This window comes from Bradyrhizobium sp. USDA 4461, from assembly GCF_054055655.1.
In genome coordinates this window covers 2,877,304-2,893,484 of record NZ_JBSRXM010000001.1, presented here as the reverse complement: position 1 = coordinate 2,893,484, position 16,181 = coordinate 2,877,304, and the positions used below count along the sequence as shown (strand labels likewise).

Annotated in this window: 14 protein-coding genes; 5 read left to right on the top strand and 9 right to left on the bottom strand. The window is 64.1% G+C overall.

The features are described from left to right. Nucleotides 1-4 precede the first annotated feature (4 nt). Together ACVINW_RS13475 and ACVINW_RS13470 are read left to right on the top strand one after the other, a co-directional pair. Nucleotides 5-1,333 (top strand): ATP-binding protein, encoded by a 1,329-nt coding sequence (locus ACVINW_RS13475; RefSeq protein ID WP_456751742.1) that lies wholly within the window; start codon nucleotides 5-7, stop codon nucleotides 1,331-1,333. Next, the gene (locus ACVINW_RS13470; protein ID WP_456751741.1) at nucleotides 1,323-1,859 is read left to right on the top strand and encodes a response regulator transcription factor; all 537 of its coding nucleotides are present in this window, start codon (nucleotides 1,323-1,325) and stop codon (nucleotides 1,857-1,859) included. The genes ACVINW_RS13475 and ACVINW_RS13470 overlap by 11 nt, the downstream gene beginning before the upstream one ends. Before the next feature lie 259 nt (nucleotides 1,860-2,118). Here ACVINW_RS13470 and ACVINW_RS13465 read toward each other — a convergent pair whose 3' ends face one another. The 7 genes from ACVINW_RS13465 to ACVINW_RS13435 form a co-directional block, all read right to left on the bottom strand. Then, a complete protein-coding gene (locus ACVINW_RS13465; protein WP_456751740.1) occupies nucleotides 2,119-2,307 on the bottom strand; it encodes a hypothetical protein in 189 nt (62 codons plus the stop codon). 58 nt (nucleotides 2,308-2,365) lie between these two features. Continuing rightward, nucleotides 2,366-2,929 (bottom strand): hypothetical protein, encoded by a 564-nt coding sequence (locus tag ACVINW_RS13460; RefSeq protein ID WP_456751739.1) that lies wholly within the window; start codon nucleotides 2,927-2,929, stop codon nucleotides 2,366-2,368. Nucleotides 2,930-3,077: 148 nt separating this feature from the next. Next, on the bottom strand, nucleotides 3,078-4,091 hold the full coding sequence (locus ACVINW_RS13455; protein ID WP_456751738.1) for a CarD family transcriptional regulator: 1,014 nt from the start codon (nucleotides 4,089-4,091) through the stop codon (nucleotides 3,078-3,080). Between the two features lie 197 nt (nucleotides 4,092-4,288). Further along, complete coding sequence (fdxA, locus tag ACVINW_RS13450) at nucleotides 4,289-4,627, bottom strand: ferredoxin FdxA (RefSeq protein WP_016844914.1); 339 nt, start codon at nucleotides 4,625-4,627, stop codon at nucleotides 4,289-4,291. 137 nt (nucleotides 4,628-4,764) lie between these two features. Next, nucleotides 4,765-5,049, bottom strand: a complete 285-nt coding sequence (locus ACVINW_RS13445; protein ID WP_456751737.1) for an RNA-binding S4 domain-containing protein — start codon at nucleotides 5,047-5,049, stop codon at nucleotides 4,765-4,767. Between the two features lie 20 nt (nucleotides 5,050-5,069). Further along, nucleotides 5,070-8,570 (bottom strand): helicase-related protein, encoded by a 3,501-nt coding sequence (locus ACVINW_RS13440; protein ID WP_456751736.1) that lies wholly within the window; start codon nucleotides 8,568-8,570, stop codon nucleotides 5,070-5,072. Nucleotides 8,571-9,445: 875 nt separating this feature from the next. After that, nucleotides 9,446-10,276 (bottom strand): DUF3108 domain-containing protein, encoded by an 831-nt coding sequence (locus tag ACVINW_RS13435; protein ID WP_456756389.1) that lies wholly within the window; start codon nucleotides 10,274-10,276, stop codon nucleotides 9,446-9,448. Nucleotides 10,277-10,630: 354 nt separating this feature from the next. On the opposite strand from ACVINW_RS13435, the gene rpmB reads away from it, so the two are divergent. Beyond that, nucleotides 10,631-10,939 carry a 50S ribosomal protein L28 gene (rpmB, locus tag ACVINW_RS13430; protein ID WP_456751735.1) on the top strand — a complete coding sequence of 103 codons (309 nt, stop codon included), beginning with the start codon at nucleotides 10,631-10,633 and terminating at the stop codon, nucleotides 10,937-10,939. Here the strand turns inward: rpmB and ACVINW_RS13425 are convergent. After that, nucleotides 10,839-11,480, bottom strand: coding sequence for a 7-cyano-7-deazaguanine synthase (locus ACVINW_RS13425; protein WP_456751734.1), 642 nt, complete (start codon nucleotides 11,478-11,480; stop codon nucleotides 10,839-10,841). The two genes, rpmB and ACVINW_RS13425, sit on opposite strands and share 101 nt — an antisense overlap. 1,468 nt (nucleotides 11,481-12,948) lie before the next feature. Between ACVINW_RS13425 and ACVINW_RS13420 the strand changes: the two genes are divergently transcribed. Both ACVINW_RS13420 and ACVINW_RS13415 read left to right on the top strand, forming a co-directional pair. Further along, nucleotides 12,949-13,173 carry a hypothetical protein gene (locus ACVINW_RS13420; RefSeq protein ID WP_456751733.1) on the top strand — a complete coding sequence of 75 codons (225 nt, stop codon included), beginning with the start codon at nucleotides 12,949-12,951 and terminating at the stop codon, nucleotides 13,171-13,173. 401 nt (nucleotides 13,174-13,574) lie between these two features. Beyond that, a complete protein-coding gene (locus ACVINW_RS13415) occupies nucleotides 13,575-14,780 on the top strand; it encodes an ABC transporter substrate-binding protein (RefSeq protein WP_456751732.1) in 1,206 nt (401 codons plus the stop codon). Between the two features lie 384 nt (nucleotides 14,781-15,164). Here the strand turns inward: ACVINW_RS13415 and ACVINW_RS13410 are convergent, their stop codons facing one another. Next, a complete protein-coding gene (locus ACVINW_RS13410) occupies nucleotides 15,165-16,127 on the bottom strand; it encodes an alpha/beta hydrolase (RefSeq protein ID WP_456751731.1) in 963 nt (320 codons plus the stop codon). Nucleotides 16,128-16,181: the final 54 nt, after the last annotated feature.

The following is a 16,181-nucleotide window of genomic DNA, read 5'->3' as shown; positions in this document are numbered from 1 at the left end:
TGTGATGCCGTCTGCCGCAGGCGCGGCCACCGGCATCCCGTTCGATCTCGCAAGCCCCGCCGACATCGCCACCAACCGCAAGAACATGGCCCTGCTGGTCCAGCTGCGCTGGATCGCCGTGATTGGCCAGATCGCCACCATCGGCTTCGTCCAGTTCTGGATGGGCATCGCGCTGCCGCTGCTGCCGCTCGCCGCCGTGATCTCCGGGCTCGTCGCGCTCAATGTCGTCAGCCTGCTGTGGCTGCGCTACCGCGCCGACATCAACAACCGCGAGCTTTTGGTCGCGCTGGCGCTCGACGTCGCGGCGCTGACCGCCCTGCTCTATCTCAGCGGCGGCGCGACCAATCCCTTCACCTCACTCTATCTGCTGCAGGTGACGCTCGGCGCGGTGCTGCTCGATGCGCCCTCGACCTGGTCGCTGGTGGCGCTGGTCTGCATGAACTTCGCCTGGCTGACCAGCTACTACCGGCCGCTGGAGCTGCCGCAGCAGGGCTTCGCTGACGCCTTCAACCTGTACATCGCCGGCACCTTCATCGGCCTCGTGCTCGACGCCGTGCTGCTCGTGGTGTTCATGACCCGGATCAACCGCAATCTGCGCGACCGCGACCTGCGCCTCGCGGCGATGCGCCAGCATGCCACCGAGCAGGATCATATCGTCCGGATCGGCCTGTTGGCTTCCGGCGCCGCGCATGAACTCGGCACGCCGCTCGCCTCGCTCTCGGTCATCCTGGGCGACTGGCGCCGGATGCCTGCGCTCGCCTCCGACCCCGAACTGTCGCAGGACCTCGGCGAGATGGAGATCTCGGTGCAGCGCTGCAAGTCGATCGTGACCGGCATCCTGCTCTCAGCCGGCGAAGCCCGCGGCGAAGGCTCCTCGCCGACCACCGTCGCGGCATTCCTGAGCACGCTGGTCGAGGAGTGGCGGACGACACGGCCGTCGGCCACGCTGTATTTCCGCAACGCGTTCGGCACCGATCTTGCGATCGTGTCCGACATCGCGCTCAAGCAGGCGATCTTCAACGTGCTCGACAATGCCGCCGAGGTTTCGCGCGACTGGATCGAGCTGATGGCCGAGCGCAATGCCGATACGCTTGTGCTGTCGGTGAACGATCGCGGTCCGGGCTTCTCGCGCGAGGTGCTTTCACATATCGGCAAGCCGTATCAATCGACCAAGGGCAGCCCCGGCAGCGGCCTCGGCCTGTTCCTGGTCGTCAACGTGGTGCGCAAGCTCGGCGGCGTGGTGGCGGCGCGCAACCGGCCGGACATCGGCGCCACAGTCAGGCTCGAGCTGCCGCTCTCGATGCTTGCGATCGGAGACCACCTTGACGCATGAACGCCAGCTTCTGATCGTCGAGGACGATTCAGGCTTTGCCCGGACCCTGAAGCGCTCGTTCGAGCGCCGCGGCTACGGCGTCGCCGTATCCGCCTCGCTCGACGAGGTCCGTGAGCTACTCGAGCAGCAATCGCCCGGCTATGCCGTCGTCGACCTCAAGCTCGCCGGCGGCGCCTCGGGTCTTGCCTGCGTCGAAGCGCTGCATGCGCATGACCCGGAGATGCTGATCGTGGTGCTGACCGGATTTGCCAGCATCGCCACCGCGGTCGAGGCGATCAAGCTCGGCGCCTGCCACTACCTCGCAAAGCCGTCGAACACCGACGACATCGAGGCCGCATTCCAGAAAGCCGCCGGCAACGCCGCCATCGAGGTCGGTGCGCGGCCGACCTCGATCAAGACGCTCGAATGGGAGCGCATCCACCAGACCCTGATCGAAACCGACTTCAACATCTCCGAAGCCGCCCGCCGCCTCGGCATGCATCGCCGGACATTGGCGCGAAAGCTCGAGAAGCAGCGGGTGAAGTAGCCATAGGCGGAAGCTTCTCACCGTCACCCTGCGGTGCTCGCCCCTTCGGCGAGCCTCGAAGGGCGACGGCCCTACTTCCTCCGCGAGCACCGGGATACATCCGCAGGACGATGCTGGTCGGAATCGTTTACGTAGCGTCGAGCGCCGTGGCCGTTTGCTCCGCTACCGTATGGCGACGCAGCGCTCGTCTTGAGTACAAGTGCCGCAGCAGGAGAGCAGTCAGTGTCACCGAGACGCTACCGGCGGGCCAGAAAGACCCCTAGCATGCAACGGCAAGTGATTGAAGTGGGGCGGCCTTGGTCGCCTCGCCCAGGTGATGCAGCCACCGGTCTCGTTGCGGCAAAGGTTCAAATACGCTGTGCTCAGCCATCTGACGGATCGCCTCTGACGCCTGCTCGATGCGTTGCTCAGGGCTCGTCGCGAAAGCAATGGAGGTTTCGTCAGTCATCACCATCAACGTTCCTTAATTCCGGACTGTTCCTCCATTCCTTCACCAAGTGACGCGCTCAGTCATTCCCGAAGAATTTCGCGAACGGACGGGGCGGGGAATCATCATCTTCAGATGCCATGATCGGTACGTCACGGCGGTCTACCTGTTCCAGGAGCACCGGAGCTTCACGGCGTTGGCCGCCTTGCTCGATGCGCCGCTGCTGACGTCTCGCCTGCTCGGACGCGATACGCTTCGCCTTGCGTTCAGCATACCGCTTGCGCCGCTCCCGTTCTTCCGCTGCAGGCTTCCTCGCCTCAGCCGCATCCGCCTGCTTCTCGACGGGCGCCTGGACGTCCTTCACCGGCTCTGGCTGCACCTGCGACGGCGGGGGTGGCGCGGCGGCTTCTGCAGCGGCGGCCTCGCGCTGGCTCGCTGGCTGCGGTGCGGGCGCGGCTTCTGCCGTCGATGGCAGCACCACGCGTGCTGGTTCCGCGGCCGCCGGCGAAGAGACGCGCGTCTGGGGACCGGCGGGATCCTTGAGCGCCGAATTTGCCATCAGCAGCCCACCACCGAATCCGGCACCGAGGATGATGAAGGTTGTTCCGACGCCCGCGAAGAAAATGACTGCCTTTGATGCCATGGTCCGCTCTCCTCCAATGGCGAGCGAACGCGCGAAAGGTAGCGGCGTTCCGTTCGGGATAAACCGGCAATGAGGTGGGCGACATTTTGCCAAAAAACAAAAAGCCCGGTCTTGCGACCGGGCTTTGGTTTCAATCCGTCGAACCCTTTCAGGCGGCTTCGTCCTCGACGGCGGTGTCGTCGCCATCGCTGTCGGCATCCTCGCCGTCGGCATCGCCCTCGCCTTCACCCTCGGCTTCCGCCTTGGCGCCGCGGCGCGGGCTCTTGGCGAGCTGGCCTTCGATCTCCTTGATCGCTTCGGTCTCGGTCGAGTGCTGCACCACCGCGATCTCGCGCGACAGCCGGTCGAGCGCCGCTTCATACAGCTGGCGTTCGGAGTAGGACTGCTCGGGCTGCGATTCCGAACGGTAGAGGTCGCGGACCACCTCGGCGATCGCGACGATGTCGCCCGAATTGATCTTCGCTTCGTATTCCTGGGCGCGGCGCGACCACATGGTGCGCTTGACGCGGGCGCGGCCCTTCAGGGTCTCCAGCGCCTTCTTGACCAGCGCCGGCTCCGACAGCTTGCGCATGCCGACATTGGCGACCTTCGCCGTCGGGACGCGCAGCGTCATCTTGTCCTTCATGAAGTTGATCACGAACAGCTCGAGCTTGGCGCCCGCGATCTCCTGCTCCTCGATGGCCAGGATCTGGCCGACGCCGTGAGCGGGATAGACGACGAATTCATTGGCCTTGAAGCCCTGACGCTGGGTCACGACCTTCTTCGGCTCCTCGACGCGCGGTGCGGCGGCCGGCTTGGCGGCAACCTTCGGAGCAGCGGCGGGGGCGGCAGCCTTCGGGGCAGCCGGCTTCGGCGCAGCAGCAGTTTTGGGGGCGACCTTCGCAGCAGCGGGCTTCGCAGCTGCCGCTTTCGCGGCAGTCTTGGCAGTCTTTTCTGGCATCACGCTTCTTTTGTTCTTTGAGGACTTTGCAGCCGCGGCCTTCTTGGCGCCTTTCACAGGCGCCTTGGCACGGCCCTTGGTTGCGCTGCGGGCAACGACAGCGGCTTTCTTCGTCGTCTTTGAAGCACTCTTTTTACGCGTTTTCTGTGACACAGCCTGCGCGCGGAAACTGCCACGCCCCTGTTCGATGTTGCGGGAACCTCGAAGCCACAAGGTACGCATGGCAGGGGGTTCTTGGCCTGTAATGTGTCAGATATAGCACATTTTCCGCAAAAATCAATGGTTTACGCCCGATTCCGGGCATAACAGGGCATCCTCAGGTCATATGTCCGTCATTAGGGTTAAATTGGAGCGCCGCGGCGAGCCAAAGCCCGCCCTTATCGGGGTAATCCGGAAGATTGCTCGCGAACGCCAGCGAATCAGTCGCCGCTGCCCGGATTCGGAGAAAAATATTTCTCGAACTTGCCTTCCTTGCCTTCCCACTCCTTGGCGTCCTCGGGCGAGTCCTTCTTCTGGGTGATGTTCGGCCAGCTCTTGGCGTAGTCGCGGTTGACCTCGAGCCACTTCTCCAGCCCCGGCTCGGTGTCCGGCTTGATGGCGTCAGCCGGGCATTCCGGCTCGCACACGCCGCAATCGATGCATTCGTCGGGATGGATGACCAGCATGTTCTCGCCCTCGTAGAAGCAATCGACGGGGCAGACCTCGACGCAGTCGGTATATTTGCACTTGATGCAGGCTTCAGTGACGACGTAGGTCATCCAAAACTCCGGAACGATCGATTTTTCTGGGGTTGCGTAGCGCAGGAATACCGGGGCCGCAAGGGAAGCCGCCCCCGAAAAACGCCAGTATTCTCACGTAACTGCCCGCCCAAATCGGAATAGCAAGCGCTAGATAACTACTCCTTACCGGCTTGCAAATTCCCGGCCTGCAAATCCTCATACAGCACCCGCGCTGAAATCGCGTCGCCGCGCCGCTCGGCGAAGGCGATCACCTTCAGCACGCGGACGCTGTTGTCGAGCGCGACGGTGACGACATCGCCCGCCTTCACCGCATGGCCCGGCGATTTCTCGCGCGTGCCGTTGATGCGGACATGCCCTGATGCGACCAGTTCAGCCGCGCTGGTGCGGGCCTTCACCACCCGCGCGTGCCACAGCCATTTATCGAGGCGCTGTCGATCCAAAAGCTAGACCAAGGGTTGGACTATTCCTTCCGGCCGGCGAGCTGCTCTTTGAGAGCAGCGAGCTTGGCGAATGGCGAATTCGGATCGATCGGCCGGTCGCGCTCGCGCGGCGCGCTGGAGGCGTAAGGCCGATGCGACGGGCCGCCCTCGCGCTTGTCGCGACCGCCCTTGTCACGGCCGAAATCGCGGCCGCCGCGGTCACGATCGCCGCGCTCGCCCTTGCGATCGCCACCGCCGAACTTGTTGTCGCGGCGCCGTTCATTGTCGCGATCACGGCCCTTGCCTTCGAAGCGCTCGCGGCGCGGGCCCTTGTCGTCTTTGTTGTCGCGGGCCTGCGCGCCCTCAGTGGGTGCGGCCGACGGATCCGCCGGCGCGCCGGGGCGCGGGGTGCGGAAATCCTGGTGACGGCGTGGACGACGATGCTGCTCGCGCTTGGCCTCGCCCTCGCTGCCACCCTCCGCGGCCTGCGCGCCCTCGGCGGGCTTGCCCTGATGGCGGCCGCGGTTGCGATCGTGGCCGCGATGATGCGGACGGCGCTCGTCGGAACGGCCACCGGGACGCCAGACTTCGACCAGCTGCGGCTCGGCCGGCGTCTCCACGGCGGCGGGAGCCGCCTCGGCGACAGCTTCAGCGGGTGCAGCGTCAACGCTTGCGGTCTCCGCAGGCGCTTCGGCAACAGCTTCAGCAGCTTCCACGGCAGGCGCAGGCTCGGCCGCGACTTCGGCAGCCGGCGCCTCAGCTTCGACGGCAGCGGCCGGCGCATCGACCGGCGCGGCGCGCTCGGCCACCGCATCCTGATGAGTCTCGACCACGGCCGGCGTCGCCTCGCTGGCAGCGACCTCGGCAAAGCCGACATCGGGCAGCAACGCGGCCGACGGCGCCGGATCGCCGGACACCGGCTGATGATCGACCGCAGCCTCCGCCGCATCGGCGGTGACTTCGGCAGCGGCATCGACCGGCGCGTTCACGGCGGCGTCGGAGGTCGCTTCGACCGGCGGCGTCTCGGCGGCGACCGTCTCGGTGGTCTCGGCCGGCGCAGCCTCGACCGGCTTCGGCGGCAGCGGCGGACGGCGGTCCATGCGATAGCCGAGCGCGCGCAGGATCGAGGCAAAATCCTCACCGGCCGAACCGGTCAGCGAGGTCATCGCCTGGGTCACGACAAAGCCGCGGCCGTCGAACGCACCGGCGGGCTTCTCGCCCGGCGAGGTCTCGCGCCAGGCCAGCGCCGGCCGGATCAGATCGGCCAGCCGCTCCAGGATGTCTACGCGCACCGCGCGCTCGCCGCACTGGCGATAGCCGAGCACGCGATAGCCGTCGCGCGGCAAGGTCTTGTCGACCGGGAACGAGGTGCGGCCGCTCGACGCCAGATGCTGCACATTCGACAGCGCAGCCATGTCGACATTGCTTTGCTTCTCGGCCCACAGCAGCGAGGCCAGCGAGCGCGCCGCGGGCTTCAAGAGCTGCGGGAAATAGATGTGATAGGCGCCGAACCGCACGCCGTATTTGCGCAGCGCCGCGCGCGACGGCTGGTCGAGATCCTTCATCTCGGCCGCGATCTTGCTGCGCTCGAGCACGCCGAGCGCCTCGACCAGCTGGAAGGCGATGCCGCGGGCGATGCCCTGCAGATCTTCGGCCTTGGACAGTTCGAACAGCGGCCCGAGCAGCTTTTCGACATGCGTCTTGAGCCAGAGATCGAGCCGGGTCTGCACCGCTTCGCGCGAGGCGCCGGTCAGCCGCTCGTCGGAAATGATGCGCAGGCGCGGATGCAGCGCGTCGTCGGCGGCGACCAGCTTCGCCACCGCATCGCCGGTCCAGCGGATGGTGCCGTCGGAGGTCAGCACGAACTGCTCGTCGGGGGCGGCGCCCAGTTTCTCGGCCCGCGCATCGATCTCGCGCGCCAGCACCTGCTGGGCGGCGGCTTGCAGCGCCTTGGCGTCGCTGCCGGCCTCGGCCGCATCGGGTGCGAAGGTGAAACCATCGAGCCGGCCAATCACGTGGCCTTCCACGATCACTTCACCGGTCTTGCCAATTTCCGTATTCAAAACTGAGTTCTCCCGCAGGCGGCGCATCAATACACTGGTCCGCCTGTCAACGAAACGCTCCGTGAGCCGTTCATGCAGCGCATCGGATAATTTATTTTCGAGGTCGCGCGTGATCCCCTGCCAGTGGTCCGGGTCGTCGAGCCAGTCGGGCCGGTTGGCAACAAAGGTCCAGGTCCTGATTTGCGCGATCCGGCCCGATAGCGTGTCGATATCGCCGTCGGTCCGGTTGGCCTGGTCGACCTGGGCGGCAAACCATGCGTCAGGGATACGCCCCTTTTGCATCAGGAAGCCATACAGCGTGGTCACGAGTTCGGCATGGGCGGCCGGCGACAGCTTCCGGTAGTCCGGAACCTGGCAGGCCTCCCACAGCCGCTCCACCGCCTTGGGCCCATGCGCCCATTCGCGCACCTCGGCGTCGCGTGCGACATGTTCGAGCACCCGCAAATCCTCGGCCACCGGGGCCCGCGTCAGTGCCTCATGATTAGGCGTCAGCGCCAGCGACACCTGCAACGCGCCGAGCGAGGAGAAGTCCAGCCTGGCGTTGCGCCATTGCAGCATCTTGACGCTGTCGAAGGTGTGGTTCTGCAGCGCGTTGACGAGCTCCGGCTCGAACGGCGCGCAGCGTCCCGTCGTCCCAAATGTGCCGTTGCGGGTGGCGCGCCCGGCGCGGCCGGCGATCTGCGCGAACTCGGCCGGCGTCAGGCGGCGGAATTGATAGCCGTCATATTTGCGGTCGGAGGCGAAGGCGACGTGATCGACGTCGAGATTGAGCCCCATGCCGACCGCATCTGTCGCGACGAGATAATCGACATCGCCGTTCTGGAACATCGCGACCTGCGCATTGCGCGTGCGTGGGCTAAGCGAGCCCAGCACCACGGCCGCGCCGCCATGCTGACGTCGGATCAGTTCGGCGATCGCATAGACTTCATCAGCGGAGAACGCGACAATTGCCGTGCGGCGCGGCTGCCGCGTGATCTTGCGGTCGCCGGCGAATTCGAGCTGCGAGAGCCGTGGCCGCGTGATGATCGAGGCGCCCGGCAGCAGCCGCTCGATCATCGGCCGCATCGTCGCCGCACCCAATAGCAGCGTCTCGTCGCGGCCGCGGCGGTTGAGAATGCGATCGGTGAAGACATGCCCGCGCTCGAGATCGGCGGCGATCTGGATCTCGTCGACCGCAAGAAACGACACATCGAGATCGCGCGGCATCGCCTCCACGGTGGAGACCCAGAAGCGCGGCGCCTTCGGCTTGATCTTCTCCTCGCCGGTGATCAGCGCGACGTTGTCGACGCCGGCGCGATCGACGATCTTGTTGTAGACCTCGCGCGCCAAGAGCCGCAGCGGCAGCCCGATCAGGCCCGATGAATGCGCCAGCATGCGCTCGATCGCCAGATGCGTCTTGCCGGTGTTGGTCGGCCCCAGCACCGCAGTGACACCCGCACCGGGCACGCGGTCATTTCCGAACGAAGTTGAGAAAACCATTTTTTGCAGGTGTTTCTTGAAGTCAGGTGTTTCTTGAAGTGTTGGGCGAAACGCTCAATCCGTCATCCCGGGAGCTTGTGACGCATTGGCTTGCTCGGTGTCATCACCCGCGCATACGGGTGATCCAGTATTCCAGAGACGGTCGTGCTTGAGCCGATAGGCCGCGGCGTACTGGGTCGCCCGGTCCCGTCTTCGCCAAGGCTTCGACGAGGCCATGACTCCCTGGCGCGCCGAAGCTTTAGCGAAGGCGGCAAGCCGGGCGACGACAACGGTGGATGAGGACAAAGCTTCACATCCTCTCAGGGTGACGGTTTGGCAGTGTGTTTCGCACCGGCAGAGTGTTTCGCAAAATCTGTCTCACAATGCGACGCTTGCTGCGCCGCCCTTAAGCTTCGGAACGACTTGAGAACGAATCGCGGCCGAATCGCTGACTCCGTTCCGGGCCTGAAACGTTCACCGCAACATCTCGGGTAGACTCCACGGCGGCGGCACTAGATCAAGTTTGAACGGGCTCCACAAGCAGGGGATATGCGGACTGAATTCCTTAAATTCCAGAGGCGGCCGAGTCGAATCAGAAGCGGGCAAGAGTCAACTGGATTCAGTCAACTGGATTCCGGTGACGTTTGTTGCATGGCCTCGCGCTGCGTAGCCCGCATGGAGCGAAGCGCAATCCGGGACTTTGCATCCGCGGCGAAAGACCCCGGATTTCGCTTCGCTCCATCCGGGCTACCAAGCTGCCAGACCGTCATCCTGAGGAGCCGCGAAGCGGCGTCTCGAAGGATCGACGGCCACGCCGGGGACCGTGCATCCTTCGAGGCTCGCCAAAGAGGCTCGCACCTTAGGATGACGGGTCGGGCAGTGTCGCCCGCGTAGCCCTACTGCGTCTTCGCCACGCGCGGCGGCGCGGCTGTGGTGACGAACGAGGTCGCTTCCAGCATGGCCTGGCCGAGCGGGGTCGGGATCGTCATGCGGAACGGCACCAGCAGGCGGGTGCCGGCGATCGGCACGAAGGCGATTTCGATGTTGCGCTGGGCGGCGAGGTATTTGATCACGGGGCGATCCGGGATGTAGCCCGAGATCGGCACGAAATAGAGCGCGCAGACCAGCGCCGGACCGTGATAGCCGCGTTCGGCCTTGACGATCTCGACCCGCTTGAAATCGAGCTTGAGGTCGTAGCGCATGCGGCCGTCGAACACGCCGGCGCCGGTGCGGCAGACATCCGGGCTCATCAATTCGGCGTTGCCGGGCGCGCGCAGGAACGCGCCGGTCATCGGATCGAACACGTTCTTCTTCTGCGCCTCGGTCACCGGCAGGCGGTCGGCATCAACTGGCGGCTCCGGCTCGATCGTGGATTCCTTGATGCCGCCACCCGCAAGCACCATCCGGATCGTCTCGGATTTCTTCGAGGTGGTGGTGGTCGCGGTGTAGGACGAGGCCGCCAGCGTCCCGTTGACGACCCGGCCCTGCGAGGCGCCCGAGCCGCTGCCGCCGGAAAATGCCTTCAGAAGCCCCGCGGTGCCGCCCTGGGCGGTGGCGGAGAAGGTGTCGTCGCCGATTTCGATGGTCCAGGAGCCCTTGCCGACCGGGATACCGGCAAGCGTCGCCTCATACTGCGCGTCGAGCCGACCCTGCGCGCTGGCGCGCTCGGCACAAAACAGCAAAAGGGCACCGGCGCACAGGCCGAGGAGCCGGCCGAGCGGGGGCAAAATGGCAATGGCGGTCGTCACTTAACCTACCTGACGGTCCTGCTATCGGCGCTTGGTCCGTTGTCCATTTCTCAAAGCACATCGGCCGGACAACATGCGCGTCTCTTATGGAACCAAGACTTGCAGCCGAATACGCCCTTTATATGGTTGCCATTTCAGCCGTTAAGTGGCTGGAACGGCTTATGAACCGGCATTCCCGGATACCGCCATGCGGCGATATAATCTTGACGCTCGGGTGATCCGCCTCTATACACCCGCGGTTCCTGGAAAATGGACGCGAATTCAAAACCCCCGCGCGGGCCGTGCGATTGCACGCCTGGCAGAGCGGCGGGGATGCAATAAGGATTTTGTAAGATGTCCCGGCGCTGCGAACTGACGGCCAAGGGCCCCCAGACGGGCCACAAGGTGAGCCACTCCAACATCAAGACCAAGCGGCGCTTCCTGCCGAACCTGGCCAACGTGACCTTCATCTCGGATGCGCTCGGCCGCAACGTGCGCCTGCGCGTCTCGACCAATGCGCTCAAAAGCGTCGACCACAATGGCGGCCTCGACGCCTACCTGCTCAAGGCCAAGGCCGACGTGCTCTCGCCCCGTGCCCTCGACCTGAAGCGCGCGATCGAGAAGAAGGTCGGCAAGCCGGTCCCGGTGAAGAAGGCGAGCTGAGCGAGACTGCGAGAGCGGAATTCGCGGAGAGTGTTTTGAACGGCCGGGTCGATGACCCGGCCGTTTTTGTTGAAGTGGTACGCGTGTCAACTATCAACGAATTCGCGCCAACCCTTCTTGCGCAATCGGCAAGCATCGCAAATCGAACACCCGTAAGTGCGATACTTGCACACATGGAAAGCATGATGAGATTGCGACCCGGGATATAGCGCCTTCCAGGGAAAAGCGGCGACCCAACCAAACCTCCGTGAAGGACCTCGATACTTGTCGCGACCTGCCCGATCAAATCAAGCTTCACGAGGTGATCAGGACCGAGGCGCTCGCTCCAAATCGGAAACGCCGCCTCTAGGGATTTTCTGACAGCGAGTCTTTGCTCAAGCTCAATGGAGTGCTTCTGGCCGTACTCAAATCCGACGGTCTCAACCCGCCTGTATTTGTTTAGCGCCCATGCGAGGACCGTCGTCGAATCTTGACCTCCTGAAAAGAGCACGATTGCAGCATTCCGGTCTAATGCTGCTCCCAGCGCCTGCACCGTATCCATTCACAAGCCTCGTCAATGCTGTGAAACACCGCTCGTAACGCGCAATCAATCATCGGATTGTCGCCGATCGGCAAAAGCGACCGAACGTCCGTCTTCACTCCAACGCAAATCTTTCCACGACTGTACGCATAGCCCCCAACGCTCAACGAGTAGTAGTGACTTCCGATATAGAGGGGACGCGTACATGTCGCGCGCAAGCTCGCGGTGATCCCCTTTGGTCTTGCTACACGAGATTAGTGCTCGAACGCCTTGGACGCCCATCGAACGTATTGTCACCGAGCATGCAAGTGCCCGTTTGGTGACCGTGGAATCAGTTTCGATTGGTGTCATCCGACCAACATCGATCGAGGACTTTGCGTGATCGAAAAACTATATGCGACGGGCATCGTCTGAGATCTCGAAATTGGGGGGAATCAGAATCACCAATGACTGACAGGTCCCTTAAACTTGGCATGAGTAGAGGACGGTGCCTCTCTATCAAGCGGCCTCTCCCCTAGGTTGTGATCTCCTGGGTGCGAGCCAACTAACATCATGGAGCAAGAACGTGCGGTCTGGCTATGCACCAAAACACGAATTTCCCCAACCTTTTCAAGGCACCGCATCCTGTCCGACCTTCACCACAAAAATATTCCCCCCACAACAGTAGAACGGACCGCATCCCGCCTCCTGTGAGAAGCGCGTATACGAGGGGGTGCGGTGGACGGAACGGGTGGGCGAGACGAGCGCGCCGCATCGTGGACGGCGAAATCGCGTGATCCTGACGCCCATAGACGGCGTGCCCGCACCCGGCGTTCCCTGCGCCCTTTGCTGACAAGCGAGGTCAACTGCCGCAAAGCTCGGATCAATCGCGCGCGAGGATGCGCACATACAGCCTCTCCTCTGTCCGGCAGGTGAGTCGATCTGACCATGGCGCACGTGCCACAATGGTGAGGTGGATTATTCTTTATGCGATCGCGCGCGAAGTAAAATCATCCATCGGGCTGCATGATGAGAGGCGGATTGCCTCAGCGCTACGCTCCTCGCACTGACAGCGCTGAGAGCTGCATCGAATCCGCTGACAGCTACTGCCAATGACAGCGGTGTCATCGCTCGCCACTGCGCGAATCTGTGGCGATACGCTGTTCGTGCGTGAAGAAACGCTTAACGCGCGCGCCTTAACCAACATAGAAACTCTATAAATAAAGGCAAAAGCGGCTTCCCGCACTCGTTAATCACAACATCACTGCGCATCATCACGAGCGCATGAGGCGCATGCAAAACGCCATGATCTCTTCCAGATGTGAGTGTGCAAACAAGCGCGCCCGACGCGCTTCCGATTCGCTTGTGGCCGACGCCGCATCGTCTCGAACACCGTGCCGGACATCACGGCGGGTACAACTGATTGTGAGGCCCGTGCGCCGCACTCTTGGGAAGAAGCCTGGCCGTTCTTATGTCACGTCCAAAGACGACCCGATAAAGGAATTGATCAATGCAAGTTCGCGCAGCCGATCCGCGCGGAAGACTGGTGCCCGCGATCGCAACCGCCGCCGTGGCGGTGCTCGCAACAGCCGCCCTCGTCGTCCTCGAATTTCACCCGCCCAGGAACGTGCGAACGGGTGAGCCCGGGATGATCACCTCCGCCGCCGCCAGCCGCGCCGGCGCCACCGTGCTGCCGACCGATCCGGTGACGACTGGTAGCGTGCGGTATCGCTGAGGCCAGGAGTTCTCCCTCGCCCCGCTTTTGCGGGGTCGAGACGAGCGAAGCTCGCTCTTAGAGGGTTGGGGTGAGGGGCATCTCTCCACGCGATAGGTCGCTGATAGACCTGTACCCCCTCACCCGGATCGCATTCCGCTTCGCTGCATGCGATCCGACCTCTCCCCGCAAGCGGGGCGAGGTGAGAAGCGCCCCGGGCGCGGGGAAAGATTTTGATAATCATTCCACATCGCGGCAGGCCACCGCACAGTCGCTGAGCTTGGCGGCTTGATATTACCCCGGCCATTCATCCCGCCGCATTTTCGCATCCCTGCCCCGGCGTCTCGCCGCAAGCCTGCCTCCCCCGGCCTCGCGTAAGCTTAGCCCTCGCGAACAACAAAAAACGCACAGGGAGGCTCACGATGATCTGGAAGGCCATCACGGCAGCCGCAGCGCTTGCGCTGGCGACGCAAGCGTACGCCGCCGAGAAGAAATACGGCGCCGGCGCCAGCGACACCGAGATCAAGCTCGGGCAGACCTCGCCATTCTCGGGCGCGGCGTCGGCCTACAGCGTGATCGCGAAGACGCAAGGAGCCTACTTCAGGATGATCAACGACCAGGGCGGCGTGAACGGGCGCAGGATCAATCTGATCACGCTCGACGACGGCTACTCGCCGCCGAAGACGGTGGAGCAGACCCGCAAGCTGGTGGAGCAGGAGGAGGTCGCCGCGATCCTCAATCCGCTGGGCACGCCGACCGGGCTTGCGGTGCGCAAATATCTCAACGACAAGAAGGTGCCGCAGCTGTTCGTCGGCGCCGGCGCCACGCTGTGGGGCGACTATGCGCATTATCCGTGGTCGATCGGCTTCCAGCCGTCGTACCAGGCCGAGACCGCGGTCTACGCCAAATATGTGCTGACCCAAAAGCCCGACGCGAAGATCGCGCTGTTCTACCAGAACGACGACGCCGGCAAGGATTACGGCAACGGCTTCAAGAAGGGGCTGGGCCCGGAGAACACCGCGAAGATGGTGGTGGCGGAGACGACCTATGAATCGACCGATCCGACGGTCGACAGCCAGATCGTGAAGCTGAAGGCCTCCGGCGCCAACGTGCTGTTCATGCACGCGATCCCCAAGCAGGCGGCGCAGGCGATCAAGAAGATCGGCGAGATCGGCTGGAAGCCGGACCTGTTCTTCCTCGCGGCGACCTCGACCTCGGTCTCCTCGGTGCTGAAGCCGGCCGGCTTCGACTACTCCAGGGACATCATCTCGTCCTATTCGCTGAAGGATCCGAACGATCCGCAGTGGAAAGACGATCCGGACGTGATCGCCTGGCAGGACTTCATGAAGAAATATTTCCCGGACGGCAATCTGCAGGACCAGCTGATCGTCTACGGCTATGTGGTGGCGGAGGCCACCGTGCAGGTGCTCAAGCAATGCGGCGACGACCTCACCCATGAGAACATCATGAAGCAGGCCGCCAACCTCGACATCGCGCTGCCGATGTTCCTGCCCGGCATCAAGGTGAAGACCTCGCCGACCGACTATTTCCCGGTGGAAGCGATGCGGCTGCAGAAATTCAACGGCGAAACCTGGCAGCTGTTCGGCGAGACGATCGGGAATGATTGAGGGGGTTGAGAGGGATGTGTTGAGGGGCAAGTTGTCGGACGCGCCCCATCCACATCGTCGTCCCCGCGAAGGCCGGGACCCATTGCCACCGCAGCCCGTTGTTGCAGCGGGCTGCGGCCCCAGCATCGCGCCAAACATTCATTTGTGGTTATGGGTCCCGGCCTTCGCCGGGACGACGGAGGTTAGACTTGCCGTCAACAACGGCGAAATGACTCGCCCTTGGGGCGCGCACACACGCATTCCAGATTTCGGAATATTGGAAATGTACCCTTGAGTTGCCCGACGCGTCAAGCCGCCTGGTCGAAGGTCCCCGGCTACCGCCGGGCTCCTTTGCATGGGGTTGTTTTCGCTGTTTTGGTATCGGCCCCCTCCGCGGGGCGGGAGTTACACCCCCCGCTCCAACAACACCCTGAAATCCGCCCGCGCCCGCTGCGCCTCGGCGCGGGCGGCGTCCGACGCGTCGCCGAGGCCGAAATAGCCGTGAATGAGCCCCTCGCCGGTGTGATACGCGACCGGCACCCCGGCCGCCTGCAACGCCCTGGCATAGGCGTGGCCCTCGTCGCGCAGCGGGTCGAACCAGGCGGTGGTGACCACCGCCGGCGCCACGCCGGCGAAGCTCGTCGCGCGCAGCGGCGAGACGCGCCAGTCGGCGGCATCGGCCTTGTCCGCGAGGTAATGCCCCGCGAACCATTGCATCGTCGCGCGGGTCAGGAAGTAGCCTTCCGCATTCTCATCGCGCGACGGGAATTTGGCGTTCTCGCCCGCGTCGGCATAGTGGCCGACCACGTCGGTGACGGGATAGACCAGCAATTGCCCGGCGAGCCTGATGCCGGCGTCGCGGCACGCCAGCGCCGTGGTCGCGGCGAGGTTGCCGCCCGCGGAATCGCCGGCGACGCCGATGCGGGCGAGATCGCCGCCGAACTCACTGAGCCGCGCGATCACGTCGCGGATCGCGGCGAACGCATCCTCGAATGCGCCGGGAAAGCGCGTCTCCGGCGGGCGGCGGTAATCGACCGAGATCACGACCGCGCCGGTCTCGATCACGAGGTTGCGGGCCTGCCGGTCATGGGTCTCGAGATCGCCGGCGACCCAGCCGCCGCCGTGGAAGAAGATCACGGTCGGCGCGGTGCCGCTGCCGTTCCGATAGAGCCGCGCGCCGAGCTTGCCGGCGGCGCCCTGCACTTCGATATCCCTGAAAACATCGACCGGCGGCGGCGGCACCGCCTTGCGCGCCTCGGCCAGCGCGCGCAGCTGCTCGCGGCAGCTCTGCGGCGTCATGGTCGCGGGATCGCGCAGCGGCAGCAGCGGGATGATTTGTTCGATGACGGGGTCGAGGGGAAGAACCATGGCTGTGCTTTCTCGGGAGCAGTTGCCGTCCATCTGACAACATGCGCACGGAAA

What these genes read in the sequence shown, in the direction of transcription:
- ACVINW_RS13475 (WP_456751742.1), top strand. Translation starts at nt 5, where the DNA reads ATGCCGTCTGCCGCAGGCGCGGCCACCGGCATCCCGTTCGATCTCGCA.
- ACVINW_RS13465 (WP_456751740.1), bottom strand. Translation starts at nt 2,307, where the DNA reads ATGACTGACGAAACCTCCATTGCTTTCGCGACGAGCCCTGAGCAACGC.
- ACVINW_RS13460 (WP_456751739.1), bottom strand. Translation starts at nt 2,929, where the DNA reads ATGGCATCAAAGGCAGTCATTTTCTTCGCGGGCGTCGGAACAACCTTC.
- ACVINW_RS13455 (WP_456751738.1), bottom strand. Translation starts at nt 4,091, where the DNA reads ATGCGTACCTTGTGGCTTCGAGGTTCCCGCAACATCGAACAGGGGCGT.
- fdxA (WP_016844914.1), bottom strand. Translation starts at nt 4,627, where the DNA reads ATGACCTACGTCGTCACTGAAGCCTGCATCAAGTGCAAATATACCGAC.
- ACVINW_RS13440 (WP_456751736.1), bottom strand. Translation starts at nt 8,570, where the DNA reads ATGGTTTTCTCAACTTCGTTCGGAAATGACCGCGTGCCCGGTGCGGGT.
- rpmB (WP_456751735.1), top strand. Translation starts at nt 10,631, where the DNA reads ATGTCCCGGCGCTGCGAACTGACGGCCAAGGGCCCCCAGACGGGCCAC.
- ACVINW_RS13425 (WP_456751734.1), bottom strand. Translation starts at nt 11,480, where the DNA reads ATGGATACGGTGCAGGCGCTGGGAGCAGCATTAGACCGGAATGCTGCA.
- ACVINW_RS13420 (WP_456751733.1), top strand. Translation starts at nt 12,949, where the DNA reads ATGCAAGTTCGCGCAGCCGATCCGCGCGGAAGACTGGTGCCCGCGATC.
- ACVINW_RS13415 (WP_456751732.1), top strand. Translation starts at nt 13,575, where the DNA reads ATGATCTGGAAGGCCATCACGGCAGCCGCAGCGCTTGCGCTGGCGACG.
- ACVINW_RS13410 (WP_456751731.1), bottom strand. Translation starts at nt 16,127, where the DNA reads ATGGTTCTTCCCCTCGACCCCGTCATCGAACAAATCATCCCGCTGCTG.